Below are 15,466 nucleotides of genomic sequence, written 5' to 3'. Positions count from 1 at the left end.
GAAAGGCCCGGTCAGCGGACGAGAACCGCCTCACCGGACCGGGGTACGACGGCCGTCCAGCCCAGCTCGCGGTCGATGCGGTCGCGCAACGCCTCGGAAGCGGCCGGTTCGCCGTGCACGAGGTACGTGGTGTGCGGGGCCGGGGCGCCGCGCAGCCAGTCGACGATCTGGGCCGCGTCGGCATGCGCGGAGAAGTGCGGCACGTCGGCCACCTCGGCCCGTACCGGCACGTACTCGCCGAACATCTTCAGGACCCGGGCCCCGTCCACCAGGTCCCGCGCCCGGGTCCCGGCCGCGGCGAAGCCCACCACGACCACCGCGTTGCGCGGGTCGGGCAGCAGGCGGTGCAGGTGGTGCAGGACCCGGCCTCCGGTGGCCATGCCGGCCGAGGAGACGATGACGGCGGGGCCTTGGGCGCTGCTGATGTCGATGGACTCCTGGACCGTGCGGGCCGCCAGGAACGGGGCCGGGCTCAGCGCGGCCTCGCCCCGGTCCAGGATCTCCGGCCGCAGCTCGGCGGACCGCTCCCGTACGGCCTCCCGGTACACGTCCAGCGCCGCCAGGGCCATGGGGCTGTCCACGTACACCGGCACCGACCGGGGCAGCACACCCGTCTCGCGCAGCCGGGCGAGTTCGTGCAGGACGACCTCTGTCCGGTCGATCGCGAAGGCGGGGATCACCACGGTCCCGCCGCGCGCGACGGTCCGTGCGACGACATCGGCGAAGGCGAACCGTCCCGACTCCTGGTCGTGGCGCCGGTCGCCGTACGTCGACTCCATGAGGAGCACGTCGGCGCCCGAGAACGGCTCCGGCGGCAGCAGGAGAGGGTGCCCGGGACGTCCCAGGTCACCCGAGACGGCCAGGGTGTGACCGTCCTCCAGCGTCAGGCGGGCCCAGGCCGAGCCGAGGATGTGCCCGCCGTGGTGGAGGGCCAGCCAGGTGCCGGCCGTGATCTCCACGTCCTCGCCGACCGGAACCGGGTCGAGGAAGGCCAGCGTCTTGTCGACGTCGGAGTCGTCGTACAGCGGCTTCGCCGGGCGGTGCTTCGACCAGCCGTGCTCGTTGGCGTGCCGGGCCGCCTCCATCTGGAGCCGGGCGCTGTCGCGCAGCACGATCCCGGCGAGCCGGGCGCTGGGGGCGCTGGTGAGGATCGGTCCCCGGAAGCCCTGACGGACGAGGCGCGGCAGATAGCCGCAGTGGTCCAGATGAGCGTGGGTGACGACCACGGCGTCGATGTCGGCGGCGTCACGTGCGAACCGGTCCCAGTTGCGCCGGCGCAGGTCCGCGAAACCCTGGAAGAGACCGCAGTCCAGGAGGATGCGCGCATGGTCGCTCTCGACGAGGAACTTACTGCCGGTGACCGTCCCCACCCCGCCCAGGAAGCTGAGCAGGGCCGGTCGCGGACCGGTGGCCGGAGCGAGGGGATCCGGGTTCGGGTCTGTTTCGGACATCGCCGTCCTCTTTCGGAGTGTGTGCCGGTGTCCACCGTCGCACCCGGACGCTCCTCGACCGGAGGGCCCGACCGGCCCTTCCCTCGGGCCGGTCGGCACATGCGCCGCCGCGCCGCGACGGCCGAGCCTGGACGAGGAAGACGTCCCCACGCGTGACAGGAAGTGGGTGGGCACCATGAAGGCAGCCGTTTTCGAGGGCCCGGGCCGGATCGTCTGGCGGGACGTACCCGATCCGGCCGTCAAGGACCCCGGGGACGCGGTCGTGCGCGTCGACGTCGTCACGATCTGCGGAACGGACCTGCACATCCTCAAGGGAGACGTGCCGGAGGTGACACCGGGCCGGGTGCTCGGCCACGAGGCCGTCGGCACGGTGGTCGAGACCGGACGGGACGTCCGCACGGTACGGCCCGGGGACCGCGTCCTGATCTCCTGCATCTCCGCCTGCGGCCGCTGTCGCTTCTGCCGCGAGGGCCGCTGCGGCCAGTGCCGTGGCGGGGGCGGCTGGGTCCTCGGCCACCTGGTCGACGGCACGCAGGCCGAGTACGTCCGCGTACCGTTCGCCGACCTGTCCGTCCACCCGCTGCCGAGCGCGGTCGACAGCTACGACGCGGTGCTGCTCGCCGACATCTTCCCCACCTCCTACGAGGTGGGCGTCCTGAACGGCCGCGTCCAGCCCGCCGACACGGTCGTCGTGGTCGGCGCGGGCCCCATCGGCCTCGCCGCCATCGCCACCGCACGGCTCTACAGCCCCGGACGGATCATCGCCGTCGACCTCGCGGAGTCGCGGCTCGCGGCGGCGCGCGCACTCGGCGCCGACGCCACCGTGACGGCGGAAGAAGGTCCGGAACAGCTCGTCGAGGACCTGACCGACGGTCTCGGCGCCGACGTCGCCATGGAGGCCGTGGGCGTGCCCGAGGCCTTCGAGATGTGCACGCGGATGGTCCGGCCCGGCGGGCGGATCGCCAACATCGGCGTGCACGGGAAGCCCGCGGTCCTGCACCTCGAAGACCTGTGGATCAAGGACGTCACGATCACCACCGGCCTCGTGGACACCTCGTCGACCCCCATGCTGCTGCGCATGATGGCCGCCGGACGGCTGCCCGCGGCCGAGCTCGTCACCCACCGCTTCGAACTCGGGCAGATGGAGGAGGCGTACGACGTCTTCGCCCGCGCCGGCGACACCGGCGCCCTGAAGGTCGCGCTCGGCGGGCCGCAGCACACGGCCGTGCAGGTCACCGAGACCCCGGACGCCGCGTGAGCGGCCCGCTTCCGGGATCCGTGCCGCCGCGCGGTGTCGTCCTCGACACCGACGGCGTGCTGCTCGACTCCGCCGCCGTCCACGCCGCGGCGTGGAAGACCGCGTTCGACGCCTGCCTCGCGGCACTGGCCCCCGACGACGGAAGCCGTTTCGGCACGCCCTCGTCCGACACGAGGCCGTTCGACGCGGACGCCGAGTACCGGCGGTTCGTCGACGGCAGGTCGCGCCACGACGGGGCCGAGGCGTTCCTGACGGCCCGCGGTATCCGCCTGCCCCCGGGCGAGCCCGGCGACCCGCCCGGGTGCGGGACCGTCTGGGCGGTCGCGGCACGCAAGGAGGCGGCGTTCCGGGAGGCCCTGGCCTCCGAGCCGGTCACCGCCTTCGACGACGCGGCGGTGGCGCTCGAGGCCCTGCGCGTTCGTGGCGTGCCGTGCGCTGCCGTGTCGGCATCGCGCCATGCCCGGGCCCTGCTCGCCGCCGCCGGTCTGGACACGGCACTCGCCGCCCTCGTGGACGGCGAGGACGCCGCCCGGCTCGGCCTCGCCGGGAAACCGGACCCGGCGCTCTTCCTGCACGCGGCCGGTCTCCTCGGCCTCCCGCCGGCCGCCGCCGCGGTGGTCGAGGACGCCGTCGCCGGAGTCCGCGCGGCCCGCCGGGGCGGCTTCGGCCTCGTCGTCGGTGTCGACCGCACCCCTGACGGGCACGGCGCCTCGCTTCTGGACGAGGAGGGTGCCGACCTCGTCGTACCCGACCTCACGACGCTGGTCCGGAGCGTGTGGGGGGAGGGAGGATGACCGTCGACCGCTCCTGGACGTACGACCGCTACGAGCCGGACCGCGAACGGCTCGTCGAGTCCCTCTGCACGCTCGGCAACGGCCGGTTCGCCACCCGCGGCTCCGCCCCCGAGTGCACCGCCGGCCCCGTCCACTACCCCGGCACCTACCTGGCCGGCTGCTACGACCGGCGCACCTCGCTCGTCGCAGGGAGGCGCGTCGAGAACGAGGATCTCGTCAACCTGCCCAACTGGACGCTGCTGCGCTACCGCTGCCTCCCGGACGACGGGCCGCCCGGCGACTGGCTGACGCCCGACTCCGACGACCTGCGCCACAGCGACGTGCACCTCGACCTGCGCGGGGGCGTGCTGAACCGCCACCTGTTCTACCGGGACGCCCAGGGCCGCGGCCTGCGCGTCGGCCACATCCGGATCGTGCACATGGGAGACGCCGGGCTCGCGGCCCAGTGCACGATGTTCCGCGCCTACGGCTGGAGCGGCTCCGTGGAGGTCGAATCCGTCCTCGACGGAGCGGTCGTCAACGCCGGCGTCGAGCGCTACCGGCACCTGGAGGGCCGTCACCTCACGGACCGGCGGAGCGGCTTCGAGCCCGGCGGAGTGGCCTGGCTGACCTGCCGTACGGACGACCCGGGCCGGCGGATCGCGATGGCCGTCCGCACGGTCACCCGACCCGTCCGCCCCGCACGGCAGGACGCCAACAGGACCGGCACCGTCCAGATCTACCGTCTGCCGGTCCGTCCCGGGCGCTCGGCGACCGTCGTGAAGACGCTGGCCCTGCGCACCTCGGTGGACCGGCCCGCCGGCGACCCCCTGGCGGCGGCCTGCGACGCCGCCGCCAACGCCCCGGCCTTCCCCCGGCTGGTCACCACCCACAAAGCGGCCTGGCAACGACTCTGGGAACAGGGCGAGCTGCACGTGCCCGGGGAAGCGGGGCACATCCTGCGCCTGCACCTCTTCCACCTCCTGCAGACGCTGTCCCCGCACACGGCGGAACTCGACGTCGGAGTCCCCGCCCGCGGCCTGCACGGCGAGGCGTACCGCGGTCACGTCTTCTGGGACGAGCTGTTCGTCCTGCCCTACCTCAGCCTCCACTTCCCCGAGGTGGCCCGTGCGCTGCTCATGTACCGGCACCGCCGGCTCCCCGCCGCCCGCGAGGCGGCGCGCCGGGCCGGCGGCGTCGGGGCGAGGTATCCGTGGCAGAGCGCCAGCTCCGGTCGGGAGGAGACCCAGGAGCTGCACCTGAACCCGCGCTCCGGCCGCTGGCTGCCCGACTTCTCACGGCTGCAACGCCATGTGAACTCGGCCGTCGCGTACAACGTCTGGCGGTACGCGCAGACCACCGGCGACCGGGGCTTCCTGCATTCCGCCGGTGCCGAGGTACTCCTGGAGATCGCCCGCAACTGGGCGGGCTCCGCCACGTACGACTCCGCCCTCGGGCGCTACCGGATCCGCGGGGTCGTGGGCCCCGACGAGTACCACGACGCCTATCCCGACGCCTCGATGCCCGGCATCGACGACAACGCCTACACCAACGCGACCACCGCCTGGGTGCTGGCCCGGGGGCTCGACGTGCTGGAAGAACTGCCCGAGGGCCGCCGCGCGGAACTGTCCGAACAACTGGCGCTCGACGACGAGGAACTCGCCCGCTGGGAGGACGTCTCCCGCCGCCTGTACGTTCCGTTCCACCGCGGCCTGGTGAGCCAGTTCGAGGGATACGGGGACCTGGCGGAGCTCGACTGGGAGGGCTACCGGGCCCGTTACGGCGACATCCGCAGGCTCGACCGGATCCTGGAGGCCGAGGGCGACACCGTCAACCGCTACCAGGCGTCCAAGCAGGCCGACACCCTCATGCTCGGCTACCTCTTCCGGCCCGAGGAGCTGTACGCGTTGTTCGCCCGGCTCGGTTACCCGCTGGACGACGAGATCTGGCGCGCCACCGTCGCGTACCACCTCAGCCGCACCAGCCACGGTTCGACGCTCAGCAGTCTGGTCCACGGCTGGATCCTGGCCCGGCAGCAGGGCGCCGACGCCTGGCGGCACTGCCAGGAGGCGCTGCTCGCCGACGTGGCCGACGTCCAGGGCGGAACGACGGGGGAGGGGATCCACCTGGGGGCGATGGCCGGGACGATCGACCTCGTCGAACGCGGGATCACCGGAATGGAAGCCGGACCGGGCGAGCTGCGCGTGGCTCCGGTGGCGCTGGCGGAACTCCCTCGGTTCGCCTTCACGCTCTGCGTCCAGGGCCATCGAGGAGTGCGAGTGCGCGTACTGCCCGGGCGGCTGGCCGTCCGCGTACCGGCGTCGCCCGGCAGCCCGCTCACCGTCGTCCTCCCCGGAGAGCGGCGGGTCACCGTCGCGCCCGGGGAGGAGCGCTGGTTCCGTCTGTGACGGGGCCGGGTCCTCGTGACGCGGCCCGGCCGAAGGCGAGGACCGCCGCAGCTCAGTCGAACGTGAGGACGTCGGAGGCCGGCCGGCGCGGGGTGGCCCGGCCGCGGGGCCCGTATCCCAGGCGGATCATCATCTGGACGTGGCCCGTGGTGGACCCGGGATCCCTTGCCACCGACCGGAGTTCGGGCCATTCCAGCGGCTGGGACATGAGGGAGGCCGACAAGCCGTCGAGGGTGGCCCGCAGCAGCACCCGGTGCATTGCCTGGCCGGCCTTCAGCCACTCCACCGGGGTGTCCTCGACCGTACCCAGCAGGGCGATCTGGGGACTCTTCTCGAAGGAAGCCGACCCGCGCCCAGGGACTCGCCGGTGGGAGCCGAAGTCCCGGACCGGGGAGGTGACGTCGTACTGGCGCGGGCCGAAGGCGTACGACGGGATGCCCTCGGATCCGGCGCCCTCACCGGCCGCACCCGTGCGCGTCCACGCGGCGACCTCGTCCCGTACCGACGCGTCGGCCGACTCGAACCTCTCCGAGTCGTGGACGAGGCCGAGGACGGTGTCGGCGTGCCAGGCGCCCGGAACGACCAGCCGGCAACCCTCCAGGAGGGCGGCCGCCCGGAGGCCGTCGAGAATCTCGGCGGGGATCCGCTCCTCGCTGAACGGGAAGCGGCTGGTGTGCCGCTCGCGCAGCGCCGGCCGGAACACCGCCAGTTCCTCGTCGTGCTCGTCGGCGGCACCGGACGGAAGCACGTCGGCCAGGTGCCAGGGGTCGTCGGGATCGGGCAGCAGCCGGACGGTGGCGTGCAGGCCGCGGTGGGCGGCGGCGACGTGCAGACCGAACAGGGCGGCGCCGCAGCCGAGATGGAGGGCGCGGTGGTCGGGGTCCTCCCTCGGCATCCCCCGGGAGGCGTCGCCGTGCAGCTCGATGGTGCCGGTGCCGGTCCGGTGGACGAACTTCCATGGCTGGGCGTTGTGCATCGACGGGGCGGTGACGGCGTCTTCGATCAGCGACGTCACCAGCGGTCGGGTCAGAGCGGTGGCGGACACGGTTCGTCCTGTCTGTGTGGGGTCACCAGGTGATCGGGTGCGCGCTGCGCGCGGGGAACGCGGATCCGGACGCGTCCTCGTCGACGGCGAGCCGGTCCACCACGGCGACGACGCCGTCCCCTCGTCGGCGAGGCCGACGAGGTCGGTCATCAGGGCACCGACCTTCGGGTGCTTCATCGCCGGGCCTCCTGTTCGAGCGTCTCGAGCGTCCGGCCGTCCAGCCGTCCGGCCGTCCGGCCGTCCGGCCGTCCAGCGGTGGTTGCCTTGCTCCTCCCACCGTCGGCCGCGCGTCGGCGACCTGCGAGGGCCGAACGGGCCAGCGTCGGGCCCGACCGGTCCCGACGGCGCGAACGGGACCTTTGGCCCCGACCTTGCCCCCAGCGGCCCTCCGGCCGCCCGACCGGCGGATGTCACGGTGAGACCAGTCCGAACGGAGCCCGCGGACCGGACTCCCACCGACCGGACTCCCACGGACCGGACGAGGAGGAGCGATGGACGGAACCCCGGACCGTCCCGGCCTCGGCAGGATCGTGGTCGGAGTGGACGGATCACCGTCGGCCCGGACCGCTGCCCGCGGGCCGCGAACGAGGCCGCGCTGCGCGGCAGCGGACTCTGCCTCGTCCACGCGACGGACACCGACGCCGCCCCCTGGATCCGGTCGCCGGCGGAGATCGTCCGGATCGGACGAGCCGCTGAGGAAGTCCTCGACCGGACCGCCGAGGTGGTCGCGGCGCGCCACCCCGATCTCCCGGTCGTCACGGAAGCCCGTGGCGGCCCCCACCCGCGGAGGCCCCGCGACAGGCCGCAGCTCGGAGCGGGACGATCGTCGTCGGACCGGGGCCGCGGCGGATTCTCCTCCCACCTGCTCGGCTCAGTCCAACGCGCCGTCGCGGCCGGCGCCACCACACCGGTGGTCGTGGTGCACGGGCCCGCCGAGGCGACACGGCACGCCGACCTCGTGGTCATCGGCGGCCGCAGGGCCCCCGGATACCTCGGACCGACGCTCGGCCGGACCACGCTCGGCCCGCTACAGCACGCTCACTGCCCGGTGGAACTGATCCCCCGGCACGGACCCGGACACGGGAGCACGACATGACCAGCACCATGGAACGCCGCGACATCGTCGTGGGCGTCGACCCCGTCAGGAACTGGAAGCTCGCGCTGGCCTGGGCGGCCGACGAGGCCCACCGGCGCCGCCGCGCCCTCCGTCTCGTGGTCGTCGTCCCGCCGCTGCACGACACCCAGCACGTCGACGACAGCCCTCGCCACCAGGCACAGACGCAGAACGCCAAGGAGACCCTGCGCGCCGCGGCCGACTGGGCACGCGCCCGGCAGCCGGGCCTGGACGTCACCTCCGCGCTGTTCGACGGATTTCCGGCGCGGGTACTGGCCGCGCAGTCGCAGGATGCCGCCCTGGTCGTGCTCGGCTCCCGGCACCTCAGCCGCACGGAGGAGTTCCTGAGCGCCGGCTCCCTTGTCGTCCCGGTCACCGCACGGGCGCGATGCCCCGTGGTCGTCGTGGGCGACGCCGAGCACAGCACCCAGGACCCGCCGTACCTGGTCGTCGGCGTCGACGGCAGCGAGTCCTCCCGGGCCGCCGTCGCCCTGGCCTTCGAAGAGGCGGACCTCCGGGGATGCGCGCTGCGCGCCGTCGCCGTCTGGCAGCCGCCCGTGTTCACCCTCCGGACGGACGACACCCTGTTCCACGCCGAGCGCCGGCTGCTCTCGGAGACGACCGCCGGATGGGCGGAGAAGTACCCCGACGTGCGGCTCACCCACGAGGTGCTCATCGGCTCACCCGTCGAGATGCTCGCCGACGCCGCCGAACACGCCCTTGCCGTCGTCGTCGGCCGTCGCGGACGGGGCGGGTACATGGGGATGCGCGTCGGCTCCGTCGTCCACGGCCTGCTGCACCGGGCCCAGTGCCCCGTCATCACCGTTCCCGCCGCGTGAGCCGGCCATGACGACCGCCGCAGCGGTGTCGGTCGACGCGGCCGCCGGTCTCACCGAGGCGGAGGCCGCCCGCCGGCTCGCCGCCTCGGGACCCAACCAGGTGGCCGCGACGAAGCCCGTACGACTCCCCACCAGGATCCTGGCCCAGCTGCGCGACCCCCTGATCACGGTGCTGCTCGGGGCCGTCGTGCTCACCCTGGCGATCGGTGACCATCCCGACGCGATCGTCATCGCGGTCGTCGTGGTCGTGAACACGACCGTCGGCGTCGCCCAGGAGATCCGGGCCGACAACGCCGTCGCCGCCCTCTCGGCACTGAGCGCACCTCGCGCGCGCGTCAGGCGCGACGGCGCCGTCCGAGACGCGCCGGCCGCGGAGATCGTCCCCGGCGACGTGCTCCTCCTCGGCGAGGGCGACATCGTCGCCGCCGACGCCGAGCTCGTCGAGGCGTCCGCCCTTCTCGTGGACGAGTCCATGCTCACCGGGGAGTCGGTGCCCGTGGACAAGGACACGGGCGACACCCTCAGCGCGGGTACGGTCGTGGCGCGCGGCAGAGGTGTGGCCGTCGTGACGGCGACGGGCGCCTCCAGTGCCCTCGGCCGCATCGCGGCCCTCCTCGACGACCACCGCGAGCCGACCCCGCTCCAGCGCCGCCTCGCCGCGCTCGGGCGTGTCCTGGCCGCCGTGACGCTCGCACTGTGCGCGCTGGTCTTCGCCCTCGGCCTGGTCCGCGGGCTTCCGCTCGGCACGATGGCGGTCACGGCCATCAGCCTGGCCGTGGCGGCCGTGCCCGAATCCCTGCCGGCGGTCGTCACGCTGGCCCTCGCCCTGGGGGCCAGGCGCATGGTCGCCCGGCACGCCCTGGTGCGGCGGCTGCCGGCTGTGGAGACGCTCGGCTCGGTGTCCGTCCTCGCCACCGACAAGACCGGAACCCTCACGGAGGGCCGCATGGTCGTCCAGCACGTCTGGACGCCGAGCGTGAGCGCGGAACTCAAGGGTGTCGGCTACGAGCCCGAAGGCGAGGTTCTCGTCGACGGGAGGCGGGCGGAGGCGGACGCGCTCGCGCCCGTGCGGACACTGCTGACGATCACGGCCCTGTGCAACGACGCCGCCCTGCGGCCACCGGACGCCGATTCGCCCGACGGTCGCTGGGCAGCACTCGGAGACCCGATGGAAGCCGCCCTGCTCGTGGCCGCCGCCAAGTCCGGGTGCCCGGACCAGGACGAGCTGGCGGCCACCCGGCCCCGTATAGGGGAGGTGCCCTTCGACAGCCTCCGCAAGCGCATGACCACGCTGCACACCGCCGCGGAGGGCGGGGTGCTCGTGTGTCTCAAGGGCGCCCCCGAGGCCGTGCTCGACCGCGCGGTGCTCGTGGACCCTCCGGAGATGCTGAACCAGGCCCGGCAGCGGGCCGCCGACCTGGCCGCGCGCGGCTACCGGGTCCTCGCCGTGGCCTCCGGCGTACGGGACGACGTGCCGGCCCCGGTCGCCGCGGCGGAATCGGGACTCACACTGCTCGGGCTCGTCGCGCTGAGCGACCCGCCCAAGCCGCACGCCGCCGCGACCCTCGCCGCCTGCCGGGCGGCCGGGATCACGCCCGTACTCATCACGGGCGACCACCCGGCGACGGCGCGGGCGGTGGCCTCCAGGGTCGCGCTCGTCGCGGACTCGGACGGAGCGCGGGAGGACACCGGAGGGCGCGTCGTCACGGGGGCGGACGTGGCCGCCGGCCGGGTCCCCGACCTCACCTCCGTGAGGATCTTCGCCCGCACGGACCCCCAGCAGAAGCTGGACATCGTCGAGGCGTGGCGGGCCGGGGGAGCGGTGACCGCCATGACCGGCGACGGGGTCAACGACGGCCCGGCGCTCCACCGCGCCGACATCGGCGTCGCGATGGGCGCCCGGGGCACGGAGGTCGCGCGGCAGGCGGCGGACCTCGTCCTCACGGACGACGAGCTCTCGACGGTCGTCGCGGCCGTCGAGGAAGGCCGCCGTGTCTACGACAACATCCGCCGCTTCCTGGTCTACGGAATGGCGGGGGGCGCTGCCGAAATCCTTGTCATGCTGCTCGGCCCGCTGCTGGGCCTTCCCCTCCCCCTGCGCGCGGGCCAGATCCTGTGGATCAACCTCCTCACGCACGGCCTCACCGGGGTCGCCATGGGCGCCGAACCGGCGGCCCCCGGCACGATGCGACGACCGCCCCGCCCGCCGGACCAGCACATCCTCGGCGGCGGTGCCTGGCAGCGCCTGCTCCTCCTGGCGGCCGTCGTCACGACCGCCACGCTCGGCGCCGGACTCGCCGCGCGGGCGCTGGACCTGCCCTGGCAGAGCGTCCTCTTCCTCGCCCTGCTGGCCGCCCAGCTCGGGGTCGTCCTGGGACTGCGGGCCCGGCTGCTGACCCGCGAGAACCCCTTCCTCCCGCTCTCGGTCCTCGCCTCCGCCCTTCTGGCCGCTGCCGCGTTGTACGTGCCGTTCCTGAGGACGGTCCTGGATACCGAACCGCTCGGCTGGGCGGGCATCGGCCTCGCCGCCGTCTGCGCGCCGGCCGGATTCCTCACGGCACGGCTCGTCCGGACGGCCTTCCGGCAGCCGGGCCCAGCAGGAACCGTCGCGACATCGGGGCTACGGTGAGATCAGGCGTGCCGGGTCCGTCGGGCGCGCCTGACGCGACCGGAGGTTTCGATGGACCGGGAGGGCGCCGGGGCCGCGGACGCACGACTGCCGCGGCTGAGGCTGGACGAGCTCCTCGACGAGCTCCAGGGACGCATCGACGAGGTACGAGGCACCAGGGACCGGCTCAACGGGCTGCTCGAAGCCGTCATGTCCGTCGGCCGAGAGCTGGACCTGCCGCAGGTGCTGCGCGGCATCATCGAGGCCGCCGTGACGCTCGTGGACGCCGAGTACGGTGCGCTCGGCGTGATCGGCGACGACCAGAAGCTCGCGGAGTTCGTCACCGTCGGCATCGACGACGACCTGCGGGAGCGCATCGGCACGCTGCCGTCCGGCCACGGCATCCTCGGCGAGCTGATCCGCAACCCCGAACCACTGCGCCTGTCCGAGTTGTCCGACCATCCGGCCTCGTACGGCTTCCCGCCCCACCACCCGCCGATGCACGCGTTCCTCGGAGTTCCGATCCGCGTACGCGACGAGGTGTTCGGCAACCTCTACCTCACCGAGAAGAGGGGAGGGGCCGACTTCGACGCCGAGGACGAGGCCGTCGTGACGACCCTGGCCGTGGCCGCCGGTATCGCTGTCGAGAACGCACGGCTTTACGAGGAGGGGCGGCTCCGCCAGCGGTGGCTGGCAGCGAGCTCCGAATTCACCAGCGCCCTCCTGTCCGGCGCGGCGGAGACGGACGTCCTCGACGGGATGCTGGAGCGTTCCGTGGACATCGCCGGCGCCGACATGGGGGTCTTCTACCTGGTGGGCCGAGGGGGAGAGCTCCGCGGGTCACTGGCACGCGGTGAAGGAGCGGAGGCGCACCGGGGCGTCGTGCTGCCCAGCAGCGAGGGAACCCTCGCCGCCGTGGCTCTCGCCCAGGACGGTCTGACCAGCGTGGCCGATGTGGAGAACGAACCGCGCATCACCGTGCAGCCGGAACGCTGGAAGGGTCTCGGACCGGCGGTGGCCGTCACGGTCGGCACGAAGGAACGGCTGAGCGGAGTCCTGATCCTCGCCAGGTTCCGCGGGCGGTCGCCCTTCACGGGCGTCGAGATCAGCGCCCTGCCAGGATTCGCCGGACAGGCGGCGCTGGCCCTGGAACTCGCCGAGCGGCGCCGTGACGCCGAACAGGTCAGCCTCCTGGAGGACCGCGACCGGATCGCCCGGGACCTGCACGACCTCGCGATCCAGCGGCTCTTCGCCACCGGCATGACCCTGCAGAGCGCGCGGCGGTTCGTCGAACACCCGGAGGCCCTGGACCGGCTGGCGCGTGCCATCGACGATCTCGATGCCACCATCAAGATCATCCGATCGACCATCTTCGGACTCAGGGAAAGCGAGACCAGGGCAACGGCGCCGAAACTCAGGAACCGCATCGTGCAGGCGGTCGACGCGGCCGCCTCGACCCTCGGATTCGCCCCGGCGCTGCGCATGGAGGGCCTGCTCGACACCGACGTGCCCCCCGCGGCAGCCGAGGAGGTCGTCGCGGTCATCGGCGAAGCCCTCACCAACGTGGCCCGCCACGCGAGCGCACGTCGCGCCGAGGTGGCGGTCGTCGTGGAGGAGAACGTGCTGGCCGTCACGGTGAGCGACGACGGCGTCGGCATCCGGCCCGGTGGCCCGAGGAGTGGCCTGCGCAACCTCACCGCACGGGCGGAACGGCTCGGCGGCGACCTCTCGGTCCGGACCCGGTCGGGCGGGGCGGGCGGCACGCTGCTCGAATGGCGCATCCCGCTGCCGCCCGACCAGGGGTGAGCCTACTTTCCCTCGGCGTCGTGCTCGTGGACCTGTGCCGCGATGACAGCGGCCTGCACACGGCGTTTTACGCCCAGCTTCCCGAGCAGCCGTGAGATGTGGTTCCTGACCGTCTTCTCCGACAGGTGGAGCCGCATGGCGATCTGCCGGTTGGTGAGTCCCCCGCCGATCAGTCCGAGCACCGACCGCTCCCGCTCGACAGCCCGGCCAGCCGCTCGTCCTGCGGCGCCTTGGCCATGATCGCGTCGATGAGGGCGTCCTCGTCGTCGAAGGACGTCAGCATCAGGCACGCGAGTTCCGGCATGCGTGATCGCAGCTCGCGGTACACGGTGATTCCGTCACCGTCGGGCAGGCGGACATCGAGCACCGCCACGTCGGGCCGCAGCGCCGGGCCCCTGGACAGCGCCTGACCGGCCGTCGACGCCTCCCCGACCACCTCCATGTCGGGCTCGTCGTCGATGAGGTCGCGCATGCCCCGGCGGACCACCTCGTGATCGTCCACGAGGAAGACCCGCATGGGTGTGTCGGCTGCCGGCAGACGGTCATGGCGACCCCTGTGGTCGATCGGTGCGTGCCCTACCCGCCCTCACGAGGACGGCCCGTCATCAGGCGTCCTCATGGGCGCCGAGCTCCATCCGTACGTCGACGACTCCTTCCACGGCCCGCACGGCTTTCGCGAGCAAGGGGACCAGCGAGCGGTCGCCGAGGGCGCCACGCAGCGTCGCCACACCCTCCACCACGGTCACGTCCAGCCCCGTGAGCGCCGCCCCTCCGAGCACCGACCGCCGGATCTCCGCCTCGATCTCGTCGTCCTTGCGCAGGAACACCTTGAGCAGATCGCTCCGGCTCACGACCCCCTCCAGCAGCCCGATCTCGTTCACCACCGGCAGCCGCTTGACCCTCCGCCGGGCCATGATGCGCGCCGCCTCCGCGAGCGTGGCGCCCGGGTGCACGGTGACGGCCGGACTCGACATGAGCTCCCCGGCCCGTACGGCCCCGGCCTTGGCGGCCTCCGCGAACTCGTCCGGTCCCGGTTCCCCGCCCCGGAACTCCTCCTTCGGCAACAGATCGGCCTCCGAGACCACTCCCACGACACGTCCTTCCCCCTCCAGGACCGGAAGAGCGCTCACCTTCCACTGGTCCATCAGGGCGACGATCTCCTTGTAGGGCGCGTCACGGCCGATCGCGACGGCGGTGTGGGTCATGACGTCACTGACGCGGTAGCTGGGGGAAGGCATGGTGTTCTCCCGGGGCTGAGGGCGAGTACGGGCGCATGACGCCGAAGAGCGACGCAGTTTCACGCGACTCCCGAAGGTCTTCCCTACGAGTCTCCCCTCACGGGGCGGACGCGAGGAGGGCCGGACGGCCCCCTTGCCCTCCCTGCGCAGACCGTGCGTCCCCTGCGTGTGTGTCCTTCCCCCCCCCACAGGGCCCAGGCCCCCGGGCCCCCAGGGCCGAAGGGCCCTGCGTGCCGTGACCAGTACCTGCGCTTCATGGCACCCCTCATGGGCATGTTGCTGGTGGCGGTCCTCGGCTTCCTGGCGCTCGGGGCGGCCGTGAGCTGAGTCCGGTTCCGACGGCCGGCCGGTGGATCGACGCACGCGCTCCGCCGGCCGGCCGTCGTGTCTGCCGCGGTACGGGCCTCATGGCTCTGCCGGACGGGCCATCAGGCCCCTGGGTGCCCTGCCGCCGTTCGGCGACAGTGTGATCCGGCAGGGGGCAGGGTGCCCGTCAGCCGTTGAAGGAGGTGGGCCCCATGCCCGGGCTGCTGGCCATCGGAGCGATCACATCGATCGGGCTCGGCGCGATACTCGTGTTCGCCGTCGACTGGCAATGGGAGGGCGCCGACCGGCCCCTGGTGGGACTGATCATGATGGCGGTCGGCATGCTGGCCCTGGTCGCCGCCACGCACATGTACGGCCATGACTCCCACTCCGGGAACACGTCCTGAGTCCACGGGGCATTCGTTCCACCGGTGGACCCAAGGCGTCCGGCGGTAGGTGAACTCGTTCCGCCCCCTGCGGCAGGAACGGTGAGGTGACAGCCTCGGCGCCACACCCGGCGTCGGGGCTGTCGTCGGTGACCGTCCGGATGGGCCGCAGGCACCTTGCCGCTTCCCGGCCCGGCCGTGTCGGCTCCGCCGTCGTGGTGCTCGGTCGTCATC

10 protein-coding genes and 1 pseudogene are annotated in these 15,466 nt (G+C 73.3%); 7 read left to right on the top strand and 4 right to left on the bottom strand.

What is annotated here, in order from left to right; all coding sequences use genetic code 11:
- Nucleotides 1-11: 11 nt before the first annotated feature.
- Complete coding sequence (locus ABD954_RS03515) at nucleotides 12-1,451, bottom strand: MBL fold metallo-hydrolase RNA specificity domain-containing protein (RefSeq protein WP_345484259.1); 1,440 nt, start codon at nucleotides 1,449-1,451, stop codon at nucleotides 12-14.
- A gap of 175 nt (nucleotides 1,452-1,626) precedes the next feature.
- Between ABD954_RS03515 and ABD954_RS03510 the strand changes: the two genes are divergently transcribed.
- From ABD954_RS03510 to ABD954_RS03500, 3 genes are read left to right on the top strand one after another with little or no spacing between them, the layout of a single operon-like run.
- A complete protein-coding gene (locus ABD954_RS03510; protein WP_345484258.1) occupies nucleotides 1,627-2,709 on the top strand; it encodes an alcohol dehydrogenase catalytic domain-containing protein in 1,083 nt (360 codons plus the stop codon).
- A complete protein-coding gene (locus tag ABD954_RS03505) occupies nucleotides 2,706-3,503 on the top strand; it encodes an HAD family hydrolase (protein ID WP_345484257.1) in 798 nt (265 codons plus the stop codon). Before ABD954_RS03510 ends, ABD954_RS03505 begins: the two co-directional genes overlap by 4 nt.
- Nucleotides 3,500-5,890, top strand: a complete 2,391-nt coding sequence (locus ABD954_RS03500) for a glycoside hydrolase family 65 protein (protein ID WP_345484256.1) — start codon at nucleotides 3,500-3,502, stop codon at nucleotides 5,888-5,890. Before ABD954_RS03505 ends, ABD954_RS03500 begins: the two co-directional genes overlap by 4 nt.
- Before the next feature lie 52 nt (nucleotides 5,891-5,942).
- Here the strand turns inward: ABD954_RS03500 and ABD954_RS03495 are convergent, their stop codons facing one another.
- Nucleotides 5,943-6,935: an Acg family FMN-binding oxidoreductase gene (locus ABD954_RS03495; RefSeq protein WP_345484255.1), complete on the bottom strand. Its 993-nt coding sequence runs from the start codon at nucleotides 6,933-6,935 to the stop codon at nucleotides 5,943-5,945.
- 1,092 nt (nucleotides 6,936-8,027) lie between these two features.
- Between ABD954_RS03495 and ABD954_RS03490 the strand changes: the two genes are divergently transcribed.
- Genes ABD954_RS03490 through ABD954_RS03480 form a run of 3 tightly spaced genes read left to right on the top strand, consistent with a single transcriptional unit; the run spans nucleotide 8,028 to nucleotide 13,302 of the window.
- On the top strand, nucleotides 8,028-8,888 hold the full coding sequence (locus ABD954_RS03490; protein ID WP_345484254.1) for a universal stress protein: 861 nt from the start codon (nucleotides 8,028-8,030) through the stop codon (nucleotides 8,886-8,888).
- Nucleotides 8,889-8,895: 7 nt separating this feature from the next.
- A complete protein-coding gene (locus ABD954_RS03485) occupies nucleotides 8,896-11,517 on the top strand; it encodes a cation-translocating P-type ATPase (protein WP_345484253.1) in 2,622 nt (873 codons plus the stop codon).
- A gap of 51 nt (nucleotides 11,518-11,568) precedes the next feature.
- Nucleotides 11,569-13,302: a sensor histidine kinase gene (locus tag ABD954_RS03480; RefSeq protein ID WP_345484252.1), complete on the top strand. Its 1,734-nt coding sequence runs from the start codon at nucleotides 11,569-11,571 to the stop codon at nucleotides 13,300-13,302.
- 2 nt (nucleotides 13,303-13,304) lie between these two features.
- Here ABD954_RS03480 and ABD954_RS03475 read toward each other — a convergent pair.
- Together ABD954_RS03475 and ABD954_RS03470 are read right to left on the bottom strand one after the other, a co-directional pair.
- Nucleotides 13,305-13,819: pseudogene (locus ABD954_RS03475) on the bottom strand (response regulator transcription factor).
- Nucleotides 13,820-13,907: 88 nt separating this feature from the next.
- A complete protein-coding gene (locus ABD954_RS03470) occupies nucleotides 13,908-14,540 on the bottom strand; it encodes a CBS domain-containing protein (protein WP_345484251.1) in 633 nt (210 codons plus the stop codon).
- Between the two features lie 518 nt (nucleotides 14,541-15,058).
- Here ABD954_RS03470 and ABD954_RS03465 point away from each other — a divergent pair.
- The gene (locus ABD954_RS03465) at nucleotides 15,059-15,253 is read left to right on the top strand and encodes a hypothetical protein (RefSeq protein ID WP_345484250.1); all 195 of its coding nucleotides are present in this window, start codon (nucleotides 15,059-15,061) and stop codon (nucleotides 15,251-15,253) included.
- Nucleotides 15,254-15,466 lie beyond the last annotated feature (213 nt).

It is taken from the genome of Streptomyces roseoviridis, from assembly GCF_039535235.1.
Classification (GTDB): Bacteria; Actinomycetota; Actinomycetes; order Streptomycetales; family Streptomycetaceae; genus Streptomyces; species Streptomyces roseoviridis.
Note: the sequence above shows the minus strand (reverse complement) of the source record. Positions and strands in the feature narration are given on the sequence as shown.